The organism is Marinomonas sp. BSi20584 (assembly GCF_002792415.1).
Classification (GTDB): domain Bacteria; phylum Pseudomonadota; class Gammaproteobacteria; order Pseudomonadales; family Marinomonadaceae; genus Marinomonas; species Marinomonas polaris.
The window spans coordinates 57,338-77,987 of record NZ_KZ454891.1 but is presented as its reverse complement, the minus strand read 5'-3'; the positions used below and the strand labels follow the sequence as shown (position 1 = coordinate 77,987).

General features: G+C 44.1%; 19 protein-coding genes. 4 read left to right on the top strand and 15 right to left on the bottom strand.

Going from position 1 to position 20,650, the window contains the following annotated elements; all coding sequences use genetic code 11:
- Positions 1–58: 58 nt before the first annotated feature.
- The 6 genes from ispH to murJ form a co-directional block, all read right to left on the bottom strand.
- Positions 59–1,009 carry a 4-hydroxy-3-methylbut-2-enyl diphosphate reductase gene (gene ispH, locus TY87_RS18605; protein ID WP_100188194.1) on the bottom strand — a complete coding sequence of 317 codons (951 nt, stop codon included), beginning with the start codon at positions 1,007–1,009 and terminating at the stop codon, positions 59–61.
- On the bottom strand, positions 1,006–1,437 hold the full coding sequence (locus tag TY87_RS18600; protein WP_100188193.1) for an FKBP-type peptidyl-prolyl cis-trans isomerase: 432 nt from the start codon (positions 1,435–1,437) through the stop codon (positions 1,006–1,008). The genes ispH and TY87_RS18600 overlap by 4 nt, the downstream gene beginning before the upstream one ends.
- Positions 1,434–1,940, bottom strand: a complete 507-nt coding sequence (lspA, locus tag TY87_RS18595) for a signal peptidase II (RefSeq protein ID WP_100188192.1) — start codon at positions 1,938–1,940, stop codon at positions 1,434–1,436. Before lspA ends, TY87_RS18600 begins: the two co-directional genes overlap by 4 nt.
- Entirely contained in the window at positions 1,940–4,762 is a 2,823-nt protein-coding gene (ileS, locus tag TY87_RS18590; RefSeq protein ID WP_100188191.1) for an isoleucine--tRNA ligase, read from the bottom strand. The genes lspA and ileS overlap by 1 nt, the downstream gene beginning before the upstream one ends.
- 32 nt (positions 4,763–4,794) lie before the next feature.
- The gene (gene ribF / locus TY87_RS18585; RefSeq protein WP_100188190.1) at positions 4,795–5,724 is read right to left on the bottom strand and encodes a bifunctional riboflavin kinase/FAD synthetase; all 930 of its coding nucleotides are present in this window, start codon (positions 5,722–5,724) and stop codon (positions 4,795–4,797) included.
- Between the two features lie 137 nt (positions 5,725–5,861).
- Positions 5,862–7,430, bottom strand: a complete 1,569-nt coding sequence (gene murJ / locus TY87_RS18580; protein WP_100188189.1) for a murein biosynthesis integral membrane protein MurJ — start codon at positions 7,428–7,430, stop codon at positions 5,862–5,864.
- 230 nt (positions 7,431–7,660) lie between these two features.
- Between murJ and rpsT the strand changes: the two genes are divergently transcribed.
- Complete coding sequence (gene rpsT / locus TY87_RS18575; protein WP_012071893.1) at positions 7,661–7,924, top strand: 30S ribosomal protein S20; 264 nt, start codon at positions 7,661–7,663, stop codon at positions 7,922–7,924.
- A gap of 79 nt (positions 7,925–8,003) precedes the next feature.
- On the opposite strand, the gene TY87_RS18570 is transcribed toward rpsT, so the two are convergent.
- The 5 genes from TY87_RS18570 to rplU form a co-directional block, all read right to left on the bottom strand.
- Entirely contained in the window at positions 8,004–8,366 is a 363-nt protein-coding gene (locus TY87_RS18570; RefSeq protein ID WP_072841793.1) for a diacylglycerol kinase, read from the bottom strand.
- A gap of 14 nt (positions 8,367–8,380) precedes the next feature.
- A complete protein-coding gene (gene proB, locus TY87_RS18565; RefSeq protein ID WP_100188188.1) occupies positions 8,381–9,505 on the bottom strand; it encodes a glutamate 5-kinase in 1,125 nt (374 codons plus the stop codon).
- A gap of 26 nt (positions 9,506–9,531) precedes the next feature.
- Entirely contained in the window at positions 9,532–10,722 is a 1,191-nt protein-coding gene (cgtA, locus tag TY87_RS18560) for an Obg family GTPase CgtA (RefSeq protein WP_072841796.1), read from the bottom strand.
- Positions 10,723–10,830: 108 nt separating this feature from the next.
- On the bottom strand, positions 10,831–11,088 hold the full coding sequence (gene rpmA, locus TY87_RS18555) for a 50S ribosomal protein L27 (protein WP_012071897.1): 258 nt from the start codon (positions 11,086–11,088) through the stop codon (positions 10,831–10,833).
- A 31-nt stretch (positions 11,089–11,119) separates the two neighbouring features.
- Positions 11,120–11,428 (bottom strand): 50S ribosomal protein L21, encoded by a 309-nt coding sequence (rplU, locus tag TY87_RS18550; RefSeq protein ID WP_072841799.1) that lies wholly within the window; start codon positions 11,426–11,428, stop codon positions 11,120–11,122.
- Between the two features lie 282 nt (positions 11,429–11,710).
- Here rplU and TY87_RS18545 point away from each other — a divergent pair, with 282 nt between their 5' ends.
- Complete coding sequence (locus TY87_RS18545) at positions 11,711–12,691, top strand: polyprenyl synthetase family protein (protein ID WP_100188187.1); 981 nt, start codon at positions 11,711–11,713, stop codon at positions 12,689–12,691.
- 75 nt (positions 12,692–12,766) lie between these two features.
- Here TY87_RS18545 and TY87_RS18540 read toward each other — a convergent pair whose 3' ends face one another.
- On the bottom strand, positions 12,767–13,660 hold the full coding sequence (locus TY87_RS18540) for an alpha/beta fold hydrolase (protein ID WP_100188186.1): 894 nt from the start codon (positions 13,658–13,660) through the stop codon (positions 12,767–12,769).
- 298 nt (positions 13,661–13,958) lie between these two features.
- On the opposite strand from TY87_RS18540, the gene fabA reads away from it, so the two are divergent.
- Together fabA and fabB are read left to right on the top strand one after the other, a co-directional pair.
- Complete coding sequence (fabA, locus tag TY87_RS18535; RefSeq protein WP_012071901.1) at positions 13,959–14,474, top strand: 3-hydroxyacyl-[acyl-carrier-protein] dehydratase FabA; 516 nt, start codon at positions 13,959–13,961, stop codon at positions 14,472–14,474.
- Between the two features lie 26 nt (positions 14,475–14,500).
- On the top strand, positions 14,501–15,715 hold the full coding sequence (gene fabB / locus TY87_RS18530) for a beta-ketoacyl-ACP synthase I (RefSeq protein ID WP_072841805.1): 1,215 nt from the start codon (positions 14,501–14,503) through the stop codon (positions 15,713–15,715).
- A 73-nt stretch (positions 15,716–15,788) separates the two neighbouring features.
- On the opposite strand, the gene TY87_RS18525 is transcribed toward fabB, so the two are convergent.
- The 3 genes from TY87_RS18525 to TY87_RS18515 are packed head-to-tail and all read right to left on the bottom strand — an operon-like array spanning position 15,789 to position 20,640.
- The gene (locus TY87_RS18525; RefSeq protein WP_072841807.1) at positions 15,789–16,541 is read right to left on the bottom strand and encodes a lysophospholipid acyltransferase family protein; all 753 of its coding nucleotides are present in this window, start codon (positions 16,539–16,541) and stop codon (positions 15,789–15,791) included.
- Between the two features lie 20 nt (positions 16,542–16,561).
- A complete protein-coding gene (locus tag TY87_RS18520; RefSeq protein WP_100188185.1) occupies positions 16,562–17,668 on the bottom strand; it encodes a 1-acyl-sn-glycerol-3-phosphate acyltransferase in 1,107 nt (368 codons plus the stop codon).
- Positions 17,669–17,718: 50 nt separating this feature from the next.
- Positions 17,719–20,640: an insulinase family protein gene (locus tag TY87_RS18515; RefSeq protein WP_072841810.1), complete on the bottom strand. Its 2,922-nt coding sequence runs from the start codon at positions 20,638–20,640 to the stop codon at positions 17,719–17,721.
- Between the last annotated feature and the right edge of the window lie 10 nt (positions 20,641–20,650).

The following is a 20,650-nucleotide window of genomic DNA, read 5'->3' as shown; positions in this document are numbered from 1 at the left end:
GATCTACAGATTTTGTGCAACCCTTTTTTGAAGAAAATTTAAATTAATTTAAATTCGATCAAACTTCTACGATACGTAGTTCTTTAGGCATAGAGAAAGACACATTCTCTTCTCTACCTTTTAACTCTTGAGGTGCGCTACCACCTTCCTTAACAAGACGATCAATCACCTCATTAACAAGTACTTCAGGCGCAGAGGCTCCAGCAGTTACGCCAATACTACGAATACCTTTCAACCAATCGCACTGAATCTCACTGGCATTATCGATCAAATAGGCTTTCGCCCCCATTCTTTCAGCCAATTCCCGAAGACGGTTTGAATTAGAGCTATTCACTGAACCAACAACAAGAACTAATTCAGATTCTTCTGCTAGCGTCTTCACAGCATCCTGACGATTCTGTGTGGCGTAACAAATGTCATCTTTCTTTGGACCACAAATCATCGGAAAGCGTTTTCGAAGTGCATCAATAACAACCGAGGTATCATCCATAGACAACGTCGTTTGAGTGACAAAAGCAAGACGCTCAGGATTCTTAACCTTAAGTCTCTCTACATCAGCAGGACTCTCTACTAGATAGATAGCACCACCCTGACGATCATCGTACTGACCCATCGTACCTTCGACTTCTGGATGGCCATCATGACCAATCAAAATACATTCCATGCCATCACGAGAATAACGCAACACCTCCAAATGCACTTTTGTCACTAGTGGACAAGTCGCATCAAATACTTTTAAACCTCGATCTGTCGCTTCATCTCGAACGGCTTTTGAAACACCATGCGCACTAAAGATAACAATGTTGTCATCTGGTACTTGATCAAGTTCATCAACAAAAACTGCACCGCGAGACTTCAAAGACTCGACGACAAATTTATTATGTACCACTTCATGACGAACATAGATTGGCGCTTCAAAAAGATCCAAGCAGCGATTAACAATATCTATCGCCCTATCAACACCAGCACAGAAGCCACGAGGGTTAGCAAGTTGAATAGCAAAACTCATGCGGCATCCTCAATAGCTATGATTTGCACCCTAAAAGTAAGTGACCGACTAGCAAGAGGGTGATTAAAATCGACAACCACTTCTTTCTCACCAATCTCAGCAATGACACCCGGCAATTCGTTTTTGCTCATATCAGCAAAAGAAACCACCATCCCTTCTTCTAGATCCATAGAGAACTGTGAACGAGGCATACGCTGAATATTGCTTTCATTGTGTACGCCAAAGGCTTTTTCTGGCGACATAATGAAAGAAGCTTCTTGCCCTACAGACATACCTAGTAAAGCAGACTCAAAATCTGGCAATAAACTCCCATCACCAAATACAAAGCTAGCTGGAGATCGAGAAAAGTTAGAATCAACGATTTGACCATCTTCAAGTGACAACTCAAAGTGCAGAGTGACCCTGCTTGCCGCTGTAATTACGCTCATTCTTTTGTACCTTCCTGCTTTTTCGACACGAAACTTTCAAGCAACATTAAAATAACACCAATAGTAATAGCACTGTCAGCAAGGTTGAACGCAGGAAAATACCACGACTGCTGCCAATGAAATTGTAGAAAATCTACAACATGACCATAAACCAATCGATCATAAAGGTTACCAATCGCTCCACCCAACACAAAAGTCAGTGCCAGTGATTCTAATCGGTTGGTTTCTGCGATCTTAACAAGACGCCAACTAATACCAACAACCACTGCCAATGCGATCAAAGAGAAGAACCAACGCTGCCAACCACCAGCTTGCGCGAGGAAACTAAAGGCAGCACCAGTGTTGTATCTCAATGTCAGGTCAAAGAATGGAAAAACGGCAATTTCTTGTCCATAAAATAAGTTGGACACAACCGCTTGTTTTGTTACCCAATCTAAAACAAAAAGAATAAGAGCCAGCGCCCACCAGCGCTGGACTCGTTTCCACACAATCAAAGCAGTCATTAGGCGTAAAGGCGCTGTTCACCTTCCCCATCTGGCAAGTTAGAGATACAACGATCGCACAACTCAGGATGCGCTGCTCGCTTACCAACTTCTTCACGGTGATGCCAACAACGTACACACTTAGTATATTTACTCAACTCAACGTGAACTTTCAGACCATCAAGATCGGTAGCAACCGCGTCATCATCCGCTTGAGACAAAGGCAACACTTTAACGTCAGAAGCAATTAAGACAAAGCGCAACTCTTCACCTAAGCGATTCAATGTTGCTTGCAAAGCATCATCACAATAAAGTGTGATATCAGCACTTAAGCTCGCTTTCATCTTGCCCTCACTACGCGCAGCTTCTAATACTTTATTCGTTGCTACTTTCGCTTCAAGAACCTGCTTCCAGAATTCACGACCCATTGGCTCATCACCGGACAACTCTTCAAGGCCTTCATACCATGTTTCTAAGAAAACAGACTCACCGCGTTCCCCAGGAAGTGTTTGCCAGATTTCGTCAGCAGTGAAGCTCAAGATCGGTGCAATCCAACGAGAGAAAGCTTCCATCACATGGTAAAGCGCAGTCTGCGCAGAACGACGCGCCAGGCTGTCTTCTTGTGTTGTGTATTGGCGATCTTTGATGACATCCAGATAAAAACCACCCAAATCTACGGAACAGAAGTTCTGGATTTTCTGGTTCACTGTATGGAATTGATATTCGCTGTAAGCGATATTCAATTCTTTTTGCAACATGGCAGCACGATCTACAATCCAGCGATCTAACGCAATCATCTCGCTAGAAGGAACCATATCAGCCGCTGGATTAAAACCATTTAAGTTTGCCATCATGAAACGCGCAGTATTACGGATACGACGATAAGAATCCGCTACACGCTTAAGAATTTCATCAGAGACAGTCATTTCAGTGGTGTAGTCGGTCGCTGCTACCCACAAACGGATAATATCGGCACCCAAGGTATCCATGACTTTCTGTGGTGACAGTACGTTACCCAAAGACTTCGACATTTTGCGGCCATCGCCATCAACGGTAAAACCGTGAGTCAATACTTGCTTGTATGGCGGCACACCACGAATCGCGATTGAGGTTTTCAACGAAGACTGGAACCAACCACGATGCTGATCTGAACCTTCTAGGTACAAATCGGCAGGAAAGCTCAATTCATCACGCTGATCGATAACAGAATAATGGGTCACACCGGAGTCAAACCATACATCTAACGTGTCAGTTACTTTGCTGTATTTTTCAGCATCAGCACCCAACAACTCCTCTGCTTCCATTTCAAACCAAGCGTCGATTCCTTCAACTTCGATGCGCTTAGCAACTTCCTCGATCAAACGTGGCGTTTCAGGATGAAGCTCTTGAGTCTCTTTGTTGATAAACAAAGCAATCGGCACACCCCAAGTACGCTGACGAGACACACACCAATCAGGGCTGTTATTCAACATCCCTTCCATACGGTTTTGTCCCCAGCTTGGTACCCACTTCACACCTTCAACAGCATGCTTTGCAGAATCCAGCAAACCTTCTTTGGTCATACTGATAAACCACTGAGGCGTCGCACGGAAGATTAGTGGCGTTTTAGTACGCCAGCAATGTGGGTAACTGTGGAAGATCTTCGACTCAAACACCAAAGCGTTATTACGATTCAGTGCCTCAAGCACGGCATCATCTACTTTATAAACATGCAAACCAGCAAACTCGCCTGCAGCATCAGAGTAAACACCATTGTCTTGAACAAGGTTGATAGTGCCAATGCCATTTTCACGACCGACGTTAAAGTCATCCACGCCGTGGTCTGGTGCAGTATGCACGCAGCCAGTACCCGCTTCCGTTGTTACGTGCTCACCCAAGATGACAGGAATATCGCGCTCTAGGAACGGATGATCCAACACAGTGCCTGCCAGTTCAGCACCAACGGTACGACCAACAATGCGGAAATCAGTTACGCCGTAGCGAGACATAACACTTGCGACCATGTCTTCAGCAACAATTAAACGCTCTTTGCCTAAGCCCATATCGACTTCAACTAGCGCATAGTTGAAGTCTGGATGAACAGAAACAGCTTGGCTCGCTGGAAGCGTCCAAGGAGTGGTTGTCCAAATCACAACAGAAACCTTACCTTCACCCTCGACATCAGAGAATTTAACAAGTAAAGCAGCTTCGTCTTGTGGCACATAACGCACATCCAAAGACAAAGACGTTTTATCTTGATATTCCACTTCCGCTTCCGCCAAAGCAGAACCACCAACAACACTCCAGTAAACTGGCTTAAAGCCTTTTACCAAATGACCGTTCTCAGCGATTTTGCCTAAAGCACGAACAATATTGGCTTCTGTTTGGAAGTTCATTGTCAGATAAGGATTTTCCCAATCGCCCATCACACCCAAACGAATAAAGTCTTTTTTCTGTTCTTCTATTTGCGTATAAGCGTATTCGCGACATTTCGCGCGAAACTCTTTATAAGAAACTTTCGTCCCCGCTTTACCGATCAATTGCTCAACTTTGTGCTCAATTGGCAAGCCGTGACAATCCCAACCAGGAATATAAGGCGCATCAAAGCCACTAACGGTTTTAGACTTAACAATAATATCTTTGAGGATTTTGTTAACCGCGTGACCAATGTGAATACTGCCATTTGCGTACGGAGGGCCATCATGAAGAATAAAAGATTTACGGCCTTTACTTACATCACGTACTTTTTGATATAGGTCCATATCCTGCCAACGCTTAAGCATTGCAGGTTCACGTTTTGCCAAATCTCCACGCATTGGGAAGTCTGTATCTGGCAAATTCAGTGTCGGTTTATAATCACTCATGGTTTATCGATTCATCCTCAAAGATCATCTTTTCACTGATTAGCAAAGAAGCGTAATGCTTCTTCTTTATCACATTGAATTTGTTTTTCCAGCGCATCTAAGCTGGCCATTTTTCGCTCTGCCCTAATAAAATGACAGAAAGTAACCTGCACATATTTGTCATACAGATCACCGTTAAAATCTAATAAGTGCACTTCCAGTATCGGCATCTTGCCTTGAACGGTAGGACGCACACCAATATTCGCAACACCGTTATAGGAGACGCCATCAACCATAAAGGTCACAGCATATACACCAGACAACGCAGACTTAATACCTTTAAGGTGCACGTTAGCCGTTGGAAAACCCAATTTTCGACCAAGTTGCTGTCCATGTATCACACGACCACTTAAGGTAACCAAGTGCCCCATGTTCATCTGTGCGGCAGTAATATCGCCGCGCTCTAGAGCATCCCTAACCAGAGTACTACTCACTCGCTCATTCAAAGTGTTTAACACTGACGGTGTATTTTCAACATCAAAGCCATGCTGACCACCAAACTCTTGCAGATAATAAAAATCACCTTGTCGATCACAGCCAAAGCGAAAATCATCTCCCACTACCAAATGCTTTACAGACAAGCCATCTAGCAAAATTTGCTGACAAAATGCCTGCGCATCTAGTTGTTGAAGTTTAGGGTTGAACGGCATGCAAAGAACATAATCGATACCCTGCCCTTCCAACAATTTCACTTTATCCCGCAGACGACCAATACGACCTGGGGCCGTATCCGGTGAAAAGAACTCTCTCGGCTGAGGTTCAAAGATCATGATAGCAGCAGGCGAATTGTATTGTTTAGCCAAAGCTTTTACTCGCGCTAATATAGCGCCATGCCCTAAGTGAACACCGTCAAAATTCCCTATCGTCAGCACGCATTCTTTATGCTTTGAACGGATATTATGAATACCGCGAATTAACTCCATAGAACCCCGTACAAAACAATTAAATCCAGCGTCGAAAAAATATCATGGATTATATAGCAGTTAACCAGATGAAGGTAGGCCAGAACTTGAACAAGCTGTGCAAACCAATAATCAAAGCAAAAAACACTTCAATACACCTAATGCTTCAAAATGGAAGGACGCAAACCCGCCGCTACCGCGACAAGAACGTACACCAGCACACCGCAAACGACAACCATCAAGGTACAGCCCACCCGATACAAGTCATCCATCTGGGTCCATTGCCACCCCTGAAGAAGAAACAAATACAAGCACACACCAAGCGCAACGGTAGCACTCACCAATATACGCAACAAACGCTTCCATTGAGCAGAAAATACGTGATATTGCTTTTTGTACAAACCGCGCCACAATAAAAAAGCATTTAAACCTGCAGACAAACTTGTCGCCAACGCCAACCCCACATGCCCCAATGGCCACACCAAAATCAAATTCAGCACCATATTCGATATCATCGCAATGATCCCAATACGTACAGGCGTTCTTGTATCCTGTCTCGCATAATACCCTGGCGCCAGTACCTTAATCAGCATCATAAACACCAACCCCAGTGAGTAAGCCTGCAGACTCTGAGCAGCCATATGAACATCATTCACCGTTAACTCACCACGATAAAAAATCGTCGCAATCAAAGGCTCAGCCAACATAAACAAAGCAAGAGAAGACGGAATAGCAATCAGCAAAAGTATTCGCAGCGCCCAATCGAGTGTTTCAGAAAACTTCGACGCTTCGCCACCAGAAAAACTACGCGACAAAGAAGGCAAAATAACAGTACTGATGGCAATAGCAAAAATACCCAACGGCAACTCATACAAGCGATCCGACAAGTACAACCAAGTAATACTGCCCGTTTGCAGAAAAGAAGCCAACACCGTATCAAGAAGCAAATTAATCTGACCGACAGACACACCAAACAATGCCGGCCCCATCAAAAGCAAAATTCGCTTCACACCTGGATGACGAAAACCCAACGTCGGCATCGGTAGCAATCGCAACCTCGCCAAAAATGGCACTTGAAACATCAACTGAATCAGCCCCGCAAAGAACACCCCCCAAGCAACAGCGGTTTCGGCCTGGGCCGCAGTGCGAGCAAAAAACACCGTCGCAACAATAAGAGAGATGTTCAGAAAAATCGGCGTAATAGCCGGAACCGCATATTCACCATGCGCGTTTAAAATACCGCCTGCCAATGCCGTTAATGAAATAAATAACAGATATGGAAAAGTAATGACTAACAGCTCAGAAGCCAATTTAGTCTGACCATCATCCGCAGCAAAACCAGGTGCAAATACATACACCACCCAAGGAGCACACACCATGAAAAGCACAGTAATACACAACAAGATCAAAGCCAGCGACCCTGACACAGCAGAGATAAGTGCTCGAACCTCGTCCTTGCCTTCTTTTACTCGGTAGTCACTCAATACTGGGACAAAAGCTTGAGCAAACGCCCCTTCGGCAAATAATCGACGAAAAAAGTTAGGAATTTTAAAAGCAACATAAAATGCATCTGCGCTGCCACTTGCACCTAATACATACGCCAAAGCAGCATCTCTTACCAAGCCAAGAATACGAGAAAAGAAAGTACAAATGGAAACCAAGACACCAGAACGCAACAAAGACAAAGACTTAGGCTCTTTATCGAGGAGGTTTTTTTTTTCGGACATAAAAATTTACGACGTATGCAATAGATAGATCGACAAAGAATAACACCAGGTACTACCAGAGCGCAGCCAAATATATAAGCTCATTTGACTAATTTTTGTATAATAGGGTTGTGGCAACGCTAAAAACTGGTAAAATCCGCCGCGAGATTTCAAAGTTAAAACTTGACATTAATTTCATGACACAGCAGAGTGCTGGGTCATTACTTATTCCAATTTAAAGGAGCCAGACCGTGGCAAATTCCGCCGGTTCAAAAAAACGCGCGCGCCAAGCAGTAAAAAGCCGCGCTCACAATGGTAGCCTTCGTTCAATGGTTCGCACATACTTGAAAAAAGTAGATGCAGCTATCGAAGCAGGCAATCAAGCTGACGCACAAGCAGCTTACGTTCTAGCAACTTCTAAGCTAGACAAAGCCGCTGACAAAGGCCTATATCACAAAAACAAAGCAGCTCGCCATAAGAGCCGCTTGAGTGCTAAAATCAAAGCACTGGCCTAATACCTATAAAAAAACCGGCAAATGCCGGTTTTTTTTATGTCTTTTATTTATACACCTCGACTTTTTTGCCCAAACAGCATCAGCCAAACAAAACCACCAGCCAAACCACTGCCGCCAAGACCAAAGCCAACATGACAGCTGCAGAGCCTAAATCTTTCGCACGACCAGACAATTCATGATGCTCACTACTAATTCGATCAACCACAGCCTCAACACTTGAATTCAGCGTTTCAACAATCAACACCAAGCCTACAGAAAAAATCAGTACCGCACGCTCAAGACCAGTATCACCAAGCCAGATAGCAAAAGGCAAAGAAATCAAAAACAAAACAGCCTCTTGACGAAAAGCCGCTTCATGTTTCCATTGAGCTCGCAAACCTTGATAAGAATATTTCGAAGCACTCAATACGCGATCTAAACCTACTTTACCTGGCTTTGCCATGACACCACTACCTCTTAAATAATAACCAAATCATCGCGATGAATTAACTCTGGTTCACCCTTGTAACCCAAAATCGCTCCAATATTAGACGAAGGTTGACCAAGCAGCTTCAACGTTTCAGCCACACTGTAGTTCACTAAGCCGCGAGCAACCAGACCACCTTGCAAATCGACACAAATAACCATGTCTCCGCGCGAAAAAGTACCCTGCGCATCTTTCACTCCAACAGCCAAAAGACTCGTACCCGCTTTTCGCAACGCCTTTACGGCGCCATCATCTAAAATTAGGGCGCCGCGACTCTTCAAATGCCCAGCTAACCATTGCTTACGCGCCGCTACCCTTCCGTGTTCCGGCTGCAACCAAGTTCCTAATATTTCGCCTGACGCAACACGAACAATTACATTTTCTTCGCGACCTGAAGCTATCAAGGTATCCGCACCAGAGCGTGCAGCCAAAAGCGCAGCTCGCACCTTCGTTAACATTCCGCCACTACCTAGTACACCAGCCCCGCCACTCGCCATAGACTCAAGACGATTGTCCGATGCTGATATATGAGAGATTAAAGTTGCATCTTTATGATCACGTGGATTTTTATCGAACAGCCCTTGCTGATCTGTAAGGATGATCAACAAATCCGCCTCAATAAGATTAGCAACCAAAGCACCCAGCGTATCATTGTCACCAAACCGTATTTCGTCGGTTACAACTGTGTCATTTTCGTTAATTATAGGTACAACACCGAAACCAAGCAGAGTTCGCAACGAAGATCGAGCATTTAAATAGCGTCGACGGTTCGACAAATCATCATGGGTAAGCAAAATTTGCGCAGTACACAAACCATGCTTCTCAAAGTGAGACTCATAAACCCCAACCAATTCCATCTGCCCAACTGCCGCAGCAGCTTGCAGCTCATTTACTTGAGTGGGGCGAGAAGAAAAACCAAGACGCTTCATACCTGCAGCAATAGAACCAGAAGACACTAAAACGACTTCCTTTCCTTGCGCTCGTAACTCAGCAATTTGAGCAACCCAAAGACCAATTCGGGCAACATCCAACCCCTGACCATCGTTTGTCAGTAGCGCACTGCCGATTTTAACAACGACACGCTGCGCCTTAGCTATTTTTTCTCGCATTTCCATGATACTACTTATTCTCACCAATCAAGTTAGCTAACGTATTCCACTTCAACATCGTAGTCATCTTCATCAAAATCGTCATCATCAAGCAACAAACCTGCTTTACGACGTTTTTCACGTAATGACATAATACGGTTTCGACCTTCTTCATCAATCAAGGCGCGCATTGCTTTTTCTTTCTCACGAGCTTCTGGGCTTTCTAGCAACAACTCACGCTTTTCATCAAGCGCCGTCATCAGGTCTAAACACAACACCTCTGTGCCTTCACCTGATATCGCCGAAATACGGTAAGCCTTACCTTCCCATCCAAGTGCGTCAATAACACTCTGACAACGCTCTTCCAACTCATCTTCTGGCACCATGTCGGTTTTATTTAAAACCAACCAACGGTCACGCTCTGCCAAAGCAGGGCTGAACTGATGCAATTCGTTTACCGCAATAACCGCAGCTTCTGCCGGGGTAATTTCATCCCAAGGCGCCAAATCGACGATGTGCAACAAAATGCGGTTGCGCACCAAGTGCTTCAAGAAACGAATACCAAGACCTGCACCTTCAGATGCACCCTCGATAATTCCAGGAATATCGGCGATTACGAAGCTCTGGTGTTTCTTCACTTTTACCACACCAAGGTTCGGCACCAAGGTTGTAAAAGGATAATCAGCCACTTTTGGCTTAGCAGAAGAAACCGCACGAATAAACGTCGATTTACCTGCGTTAGGAAGACCAAGCAACCCTACATCGGCCAAGACTTTCATCTCTAGCTTCAGCGTACGCTCTTCACCTACCGTACCTTTCGTAGTCTGTCTTGGCGCACGGTTGGTACTTGATTTAAATCGAGTATTCCCCAGACCATGATGACCGCCTTGGGCCACTTTTAACTTTTGACCGTCACGAACAAGATCACCAAGCGTCTCGCCGGTATCATCATCAATAACCGTCGTACCAACAGGCACTTTAATTTCAAGATCAGGTCCTTTCGAGCCGGTCATATCTCGACCTTGACCACCCTCACCACTTTCAGCGATGTATTTTTTCGTAAAACGAAAATCGATCAAGGTGTTTAGCGCCTCATCAGCAACCAACACAACGCTGCCGCCATTACCGCCATCGCCGCCATCGGGACCACCTTTAGCGACAAATTTTTCACGCCAAAAGCTCAACGCTCCATTTCCACCTTTACCCGCTCTTACATAGATACTGGCTTCATCAACAAATTTCACAATAACACCTCTTCGGTGGATTATCAGAATCAACAAACCCTGATTATAGAATTCTTCCAAAAAAAAAGCCCCGCGTCGCGGAGCTTTTTTTAAGTTTTTAGTAAGCGATTAAGCAGCTACGACAGAAACTGTACGACGCTTCAACTTACCTTTCACTTCAAACTTCACTTGGCCTTCAACAACAGCGAACAAAGTGTGATCTTTACCAATTTGAACACCAACTCCAGGGTGGAACTGAGTACCACGCTGACGAACAAGGATGTTACCTGGGATCACAACTTGACCACCAAAACGTTTGACACCTAATCGTTTCGACTCGGAATCGCGACCGTTACGAGTACTACCACCCGCCTTTTTATGAGCCATGACTTACTCCTTAAATTTGAATAGTTAGCGCTTAGTTAATACCAGTTATTTTCACTTCCGTGAACCACTGACGATGACCCATACGCTTCATAGAATGCTTACGACGACGGAATTTCAAAATTTTCACTTTGTCTCCGCGACCATGAGCAACAACTTCAGCTGTTACTTTAGCGCCTTCTACAACTGGTGCACCAACTTTAACGTCGTCGCCGTTGCATACAAGAAGAACGTCATCGAATTGAATCGAACCGCCTTCTTCAACAGCTAATTTCTCAACCTTAAGGGTTTGGCCTTCTTCTACACGGTATTGCTTACCGCCAGTTTTGATCACTGCAAACATGTTCTTCTCCAATGAGATTTACCCGGCTACTGAAATTGAATTTGACCTACTTCTAGTGGCAATAAGTTCCTGACCGAATCGGACAAAAATCACTAACCATATGATAGGGAGCAAAATGTGGGTAAATCGGACGCGAGATTGTACAAAATCACACCACCCAATACAAGTGAAAAGCAATGTCTTTATACATTTTTCGTATTTTGGGTTGACCCTGACACAAGCCTTACCTAGCATGAGGCACACTTGCTGATCAGCTTGGGACTATTTAGCTTCGGAAATTGCATGCAACCTATACAAATACACGATGTTGTGGCCAATGAATTTGGCCAAGTGAATGACTATATTGTGTCACAACTTAGTAGTGACATCCCTCTAATCGAGCAAATCGGCTACTACATCATAAGCAATGGTGGAAAACGATTGCGACCTCTATTGGTGTTATTAGCAGCTAAAGCGAGCGCTGAACTAGATAAACCAAGACTAGATCAAACCATTCAAATGGCAACCATCATAGAGTTTATTCATACATCGACACTATTACATGACGATGTTGTTGATGAATCAGATATGCGCCGTGGAAAAAAAACGGCCAATGAAGAATGGGGCAATGCCCCGAGCGTTCTAGTTGGCGATTTCCTTTATTCTCGCGCCTTCCAAATTATGGTGGATGTCGGCAGCATGCAATGCATGAGCGTTCTTGCTAAAACAACCAATATTATTGCCGAAGGTGAAGTTCAGCAGCTCATTAACTGCGGCGACCCCGATACAACCGAAGAAAGCTATTTGAAAGTCATCCAATACAAAACAGCAAAACTGTTTGAAGGCGCCGCACTTTGTGGTGCAATTATTGCAGGTGCGAACAAAGAATATCAAGAAGCTCTAAGACATTTTGGCATGTACGTTGGGACAGCTTTTCAGTTAATTGACGACGTAATGGATTACACCAGTACAGCTGAAGAAATGGGCAAAAGTGTTGGCGATGACCTTGCTGAAGGCAAACCCACCTTGCCGCTTATTTTCACTATGAAACATGGCCCTAAAGACGCAGTAGAGCGAGTCAAGCAAGCTATATTAACCGGTGGACTTGACCAGTTAGAGTCAATTATAAATGACGTGCAAAACTGCGGAGCCATTGAATACACTCAGCAAAAAGCACAAGAGCAAGCAGACCTAGCAATAAGCTCTATTGCACCATTGCCAGAGTCTGACTATAAAAAGGCACTTGTCGCACTAGCTAACGCGTCAGTAAAGCGTCGTAACTAATCGAAGGTAAAAACATACAAAAAAGCCAAACATTGTATTTAAACTGTGTTTGGCTTTTTCATTGACTTTCTCATGCTAATTTTTTCTCAACACATCCATTACTGCCTGAGCAGCCATAGTTGTATGTTGCTGCATGAAACAATGGCCTCCGTCAACCTCAATCACCTGGATGTTCGGATTCAGTTTTGCAGCTAGGTGGTAGGCCTCTTTGAAATAGTCAAAGGTATCTTTACCTTGAATAATGCAAGTAGGCACAGAAATATTAGCAATCGCGCTCCAGAGCCGCTTGGGATAACTCGAAAAGATCGCAGCCTCCATCCAAGATGGGCAACCTAATTTATAGCGCCCTTTTTCATCATACTTAATAGAAGAAGCGATATAATCCTCTAAGCAAGCAGGCTCCCAACCCTTAAATGTTCCTCGCTCAAAAAAGCTACTTTTCACTTGAGTAAGATTTTCCCATTGAGTGCGACGACGACGAGCCTGTTTTACCAAAGGAACCTGACTCTTTAAGCCTGTTAACTTAACACCGCGCATCATCCAAATTAAACGCGGAGGAAAAAGCGCAGGATCCAATAAAACCAAACGATCAAAAAGAGTTGGCGCTTGCGCACTCATTAACGCCGTCATACAGCCTCCAAAGCTGTGTCCGATGCCAATCAATTCTGTTTTCGGTAGTACCGATTGCTGCGCATTTAATGACTCAGCAAAACGAGCGGCAGTAATATTCCAACCAACAAACCGCTTTCCAGCCGTTGACTCACCATGACCTGCCGCATCTTGCATAATCAAATTGTAGCCTTCGAGCTTTTCCAAAAAGCACATGTAAGTCTTTACTGAAAAGCCATTACCATGCAGAAAATGAATTGTCGGTTGACTCTCTTCAATTTGCCCCAAGTATCCCTGAATATGACCATCGTCAAATTGATGCTGCCAAGCAGCTAGATTTATACTTCTTTTTGAACTCATAAAGGCACTCAAAACAACCAAGACATTACTAGAAGAAATATATTAACAGAAAAAATAATACTGAACGGTATTCGCAAATCGCTTAAAAAACTGTTTTTACAACTTCCATAGCCATTAAATTCTTGTAATAACGTAAAAATGATCACTTTTCATGCAGGTAATTTGGTTTTTTTCCGTTCAAACATTCATATTAGAGTTCCAAACCGATATAATCAGCTGGATTTTCTACTGCAAACTGGACCACGACAATCCGCCAGACTATTTTAAGTCATCGGCTGGATGTGGATATAGGACTATAATGACTACAGCTTCATCTTTTGAAAAAGACGAACTATTAAAATGCGGCCACGGTGAAATGTTTGGTGCAGGCAATGCCCAGCTTCCTGTCGGCAATATGCTTATGATGGATCGCATTACTCACATCTCGACTGAAGGCGGGGTATATGGCAAAGGCGAAATTATTGCTGAGCTAGACATCAATCCTGACCTATGGTTTTTCGAGTGTCACTTTCCTGGCGATCCAGTTATGCCTGGTTGCCTTGGCTTAGACGCGATGTGGCAGCTAGTAGGATTTTTTCTAGGTTGGAAAGGAAATAAAGGTCGCGGGCGAGCACTCGGTTCTGGCGAGGTGAAATTCACTGGACAAATCCTTCCAACAGCGAAAAAAGTTACCTTCCATATTAACCTTAAGCGTGTAATTGAACGTAAGTTAGTGATGGGGATTGCAGACGGAAGTGTTAAAGTTGATGGTCGTGAAATTTACACCGCAAAAGATTTGCGTGTAGGCTTATTCACTTCAACTGATAACTTCTAAAGATTAAGAATGAAAGAGGCACATTTATGCGTCGTGTAGTAGTAACAGGTCTTGGCATTGTCAGCTGCCTAGGTAATGACAAAGAGAGCGTTCTAAACTCCTTGCGCGAGGGCCAATCTGGTATTCGTTTCGCTGAAGATTACAAAGAGCACGGCTTTCGTAGCCACGTTTGTGGTCGTATTGATTTAGATGCAGAAAGTATTGATCGTAAGATCCGCCGCTTCATGGGCGATGCCGCAACTTACGCTTACGTCTCTATGCAACAAGCTATTTTAGATTCAGGTTTAACAGAAGACCAAGTATCCAATATTCGCACAGGCCTAGTTGCAGGATCTGGTGGCGCATCAGCTAAAAATCTTGTTGATTCAGCAGATACACTTCGCGAGAAAGGTGTTAAACGTGTTGGACCATACCGAGTAACCCAAACTATGGGCAGCACGGTTTCTGCTTGTTTAGCAACCCCTTTTAAAATTAAAGGTGTTAACTATTCCATCACGTCTGCATGCTCTACCAGTGCCCACTGTATCGGTAATGCCATGGAGCTAATCCAACTTGGCAAACAAGATATCGTTTTTGCAGGTGGCGGCGAAGAAGAAAGCTGGACTCAAACTTGTATGTTTGACGCAATGGGCGCTCTATCTTCTAAGTACAATGAAACTCCTGAGAAGGCTTCTCGTGCTTACGATGCCAACCGTGATGGTTTTGTTATTGCTGGCGGTGGCGGTATGCTAGTTATAGAAGAACTAGAACACGCTAAAGCTCGTGGTGCAAAAATCTACGCTGAACTAGTAGGTTACGGAGCAACATCTGATGGCTACGACATGGTAGCCCCTTCTGGTGAGGGCGCAGTGCGCTGCATGCAGATGGCTATGAGCACAATTGATGGCGATATTGATTACATCAACACTCATGGCACAAGTACACCTGCTGGCGATATGAAAGAGCTACAAGCTGTCAACGAGACTTTCGGTGACAACATCCCATTGATTAGCTCTACAAAATCCCTTTCAGGTCACTCTTTGGGTGCTGCGGGTGTTCATGAAGCGATCTACTGCTTGCTAATGATGGAGAATAACTTCATCGCTGCGTCTGCAAACATTGATGAGCTTGATCCAGCCGCAGGAAACATTCCAGTGGTAACAACTCGTAAAGACAATGTAGATCTAAACATGATCATGTCTAATAGCTTTGGATTTGGTGGCACTAACGCCAGCTTAGTATTCAAAAAATACACAGCGTAAATAATCTTTAGCGACAAAAAAGCCGCATAAATGATGCGGCTTTTTTATGCTTTCAATTTGCCATGCAACCGAGCTAAAACAGAAAGTCATTTCCTTTCGGGAGTTTCGCCATTTCAGCTCGCATCCAAACATCCATTTCTTCATGTAATGCTGAGGTTTTCTTGCCCTCAGACTCAATAATAGGCCCAATAACAACACGGATAGATCCCGGAAACTTGCGCCAGCGCTTACCAGGCCAAGTATAACCAGCATTGTGTACCACAGGCAGAATAGGCACACCTGCAGATGTTGCTAACATAGCAGCGCCTTTGTTGAAGGCTTGCTCTTCATTAGGCGCGATTCGCGTGCCTTCAGGAAAAATCAGCACCGAACGGCCATCGTCTAAACGCTCTTTACCCTGACTGATAATTTGCTTCAGAGCATTAGTCCGCTGAGAGCGGTCAATTGCTATAGGCTGCACCATACGCAATCCCCAGCCAAAGAAAGGCACTGACAGCAGTTCTTTCTTCAATACCGTTGAAACAGGTGCCATCAACACTTGCAGTACGTAGGTTTCCCATTCGCTCTGATGGTTTGCCACCAGCACAACAGGACGATTTTTATTGATATGTTCTAAACCAACAATCTCAACCTTCACACCACAAAAAATACGAAAGACAAATAACAAACCTTTGTTATGTAGGTTCAAGACTGGCTGACGATAATTCTTTGGCAACAGAATCGTTGCAAAAGGCGCAAGAATACCAAATATAATGGTGGATACCGTATAGTAAATGGCGAATATTGTTGAGCCGATCCAAGATCTTAATGACGCCCACATGCTCATTGACAGCTTACTCCCCATGACTATTTATTCAGATATTTTTGCTGTTGCTTCAATGGATTTGCATACATTGCCAACACAGTTTCTTTTAAGTTTTCAGGACAACGCTCAAGATAACTTGAGAATGCGCTATCGGTTGAAGGCAAGCCTTGCTGCAACGCAAGCGCAGCTTCATTGGTAGACTGAATAGCATAGTTAGTAATGATCTGACGATCTACTTCGGCTACAAATTCTTCAGGCGTTTCAAAACCATCTTTTATTACATCACCAAAAGTCACTACAACCTTGCCTTTCTGACCAACAATGCCATTTTTAATACTGTCGATGTCTTCAAACTCAGCTTTTTCATAATTACCTGTTGTTGATTTCTGATGCAGCTCTCGGGCCTTATCAAAAGCACAAGGATCATATTCATAAGCAATTGAGACAGGTACAATTTTCAAGTTCGCCATGGCATCAGAGAAAGGTACTTTTTCTTTTTTCTGACTCATAAAGAACATTTTTATGATCGCAGGATCTGTCTGATCCAAGCCATCTTTCGCACGCCCTTCTTTTTGAGCTATCCAGATATTAGCTTGGTCTTTCGTCAATGATTCAGTGATATAAGCAGACAGTTGACCAAAAGCCGCCATCATTTCTCGAATACCATTTGCTGAGCGCTTCACAATAAAGCTTTTATTAAGGCGCATGAGATCAGACACAAAAGGTCGACGCAATAAGTTGTCCCCTATAGCGATTCGCACCGTATTCAATTCTGCCAAATACAAGCCATAGTTAACAAAAGCTGGGTCCATGGCGATATCTCTATGATTCGACAAAAACAAATAGCCAACACCTTTTTCTAACTTTTCGATACCTCGGTATTCGACATTCGTTGTCGTGGTTTTTATCATGCGCTCCATGTAGCTTGCGACACGCATTTGGAACTCATGAACATTCGAAATATTAGTAATTTGACGTTTCAGCGCCAGCTTGACACAAAACGCCAATGGCACCTTAAGAAATTTAGGCCATTGAGCAAAGCGAAAACCAATAATAGTATTAATAAAATCTGGCATTTCGACCAGATTGTTCAACACCTCGGCGACCTCATCGTCGTTGTAGGGGCGTATATCGTGAAACTGATCCATTTAATTTTCCGTCAGTAAAAACTGTTTTGATTTTTATTATAAAAATATTTTTAAAGGCTTTGAATATCAAACCCTAACGCTTCTAGTTCCGCACGTTTTGACGTTGACGTTACCACAGCAACATTTTCGTTTTCTTTCGTTAGATAAGTCTTAGCGACTTGCTTCAACTGCTCAAGTGTTACCGCCAAGATCTTCGCGCGAAATGCTTCTCTATAGGCCAAACTACGACCGTGCAGATGCACATAGAAATCGCTTTGTGCTTCTCCTGCAGGAGAACCGGGTTTATCCATCGAACCAATCACACCCAAAATGGCTTCTTCTAGCGCATCATCAGTGTGTGCTTCATTTAGCATCCACTCAATTGAAGCATCAAAATCGGACAAGGTTTCAGTCAAACGAGGATCACGATAAGAGTAGAAGCGGAACGAGCCCGTGCTACCATCAAACGTCGCACCGCCACCGTAAGCACCGCCTTGCTCGCGAATCACACGATGTAAGAAACCATTACGTAAGAAGCCACCCAACACAGTCAAGGCAGCAACATCAGGATGTTCGCCAAATACCGTACGGAAGGCTTTACTGCAGAAACTCACCTGAGTTGATGTCAACCAAGCAACATTCACTTTCGAGTCAACTGGCGCCATAGAAAACTTAGTTTGCACACCGCCAGCAGACAAGTCGGCAAAAACAGCCTGAACCTCGTTCAATACACTTGCTTCATGCTGAGGCTCTGCCACCAATAAAAGCTGCTTGTTCGCTTGTAGTAATTTTTCATGCAAACGTTTAAAAATAGCCAAGACATTTTCGGCTGTTTTACTATCTGCTTTCATGGCATCGTCCAATGCAATAGCTGAACGAATGCCTGACATGCCACTCCATTTTTCTTGCTGCGCCGCAAGACCAGAAATCGCACTTGAAGCCGCCGTCATAGCAAGCGAGTGACCTTGACCAGTAATAGATTGTTCGCGACGAGCACGACGTTGAGCCACCAGCTCTTTCACTCGATTTGCTTCATCAAAGCGTACATTAAGCATAGTGTCTTTCAAAAGTTCGCTCATGGCTTTAACATTTGGCACCAAGGCTTTAGAGGACAAGATGAAGTAGCCATTTAGTTCTTGGCGATCTTCAATCGTAGCGCGAATCGAATTAGAAGCACCTAATCCACCACAAACTTGGGCTTGACGCTCCTGAACAACAAGGTAATCGTTTTCACCAATACCTAGCTCAGTCATCATTGAAGAAAACAAAGGCAAGTACTCGATTTCCTCTTCGTCTAGCTCTGGTAGATCAATCACCAACTGCTGATAAACCAAGCCATTTGTGCCTTGTGGGTAAAAAGTAATCGGTAAATTACCTGCCACTTTTTCATTTTCATATTCTGGCAAACGTGCAGGCACATCTTCTAAGCCAACTTTTGGCAAAATGCTCATGTCGTCAACTTGGGATTGACGCGTTTTCAAGGCCGCGCTGCGAGCAATGATCTGTTGCTTCTCGGCATCGGACAAGGCCGCTTTGATCTGACTCAATCGGTCTTTTTCCGCCTGATTACGACGCGCTTCAAGTGCATCATCAGGACTTAATGTTAGCGTTACTCTGTGCGCATTCGTTAGCAGCAAGTTTTTGATCAAGTTAGGAATATATTGCTGATCCTGAACTTTCTCACGCATTGCATTGATAACAGGATCAAGATCAAGCTGAGCGATCACATCACCCGCATGAACCGCGGTCGACAAGCCAGCCAAAATCAACTGCAAACCATAAGGGTAGCTGCCGCCGCCGACTTCACGCTGGCTCAATTCCAATTGGTGCAACATGGCATCAACCATATCTTGTGGCACGCCTTTTTCAGCAATGCTCTCTAGAGTCGACAAGACTAAAGCTTCAACTTTCGATGCGTCTTCTCGTTTTACACCTTCCAATCCGCACATGAAGCTCATTTCTTTATTGCTGTCTTCAAGGCCACACATTGGCGATGGCGCACGACCAAGATCACTGTTTTCTAATACTCGTAATAAAGGCGATGCGCTGTTATCTAGCAAAACGCTAGACAGCAATTGCGCTTCGAACTGTTGATTTAGATCGGTACTTTCACCTAACAACCAACCGACAACCACGTGGCTGCCATCTTCTTTCACTTCATCTGCCGCGTAGCCTTCTTCCACTCGTACTGGCGAGAAATAACGCTTGGCGTTCGGCACACTAACTTGCTCTTCTAAGCGCTCAAAACGGCTTAGTACTTTCTCTTCGAATTCAGCTTGTAATGTTTCAGCTGGGATATCGCCAAACGTCATAAATACTGCATTCGAAGGATGGTAATGCGTGCGATAAAACGCCAATAAATCTTGGTAAGATAAATCTGGGATATCCGTGGGCTCGCCACCGGAATTGAAATGATAGGTATTGTTTGGGAACAGATATTTAGTTAGCGTTTGCCACAACACCGACGTCGTTGAACTCATCGCACCTTTCATCTCATTGAATACAACGCCTTTGAACGTCAATTCTGACTCAGCATTATCTGGCTCGGCGAATTCTAAGCGATGACCTTCCTGAGAAAAATCCAATTCATCAAGACGCGAGAAAAACACTGCATCCAAATACACGCCTAAAAGGTTATGGAAGTCTTTCTTATTCTTACTGGCAAATGGATAAGCCGTCCAATCAGAAGACGTAAACGCGTTCATAAAGGTATTCAACGAACGACGAATCATCATGAAGAAAGGGTCACGCACAGGGAAACGCTCGGAACCACACAATACCGTGTGTTCAAGGATATGCGCGACGCCACAAGAATCCGTCGGAACGGTTTTTAGGCCGACTAAGAATACATTTTCGTCATTCTCAGACGCGATATGAAAATGTTTAGCTCCCGTGACTGTGTGCTCAAACTCTTGAACAGTAACATTCAGAGCATCGATAAACTCACTGCGAAGAAACGTAAACGCAGGATGGTGCGCGGTGCTATTTGCCATTCTCTACCTC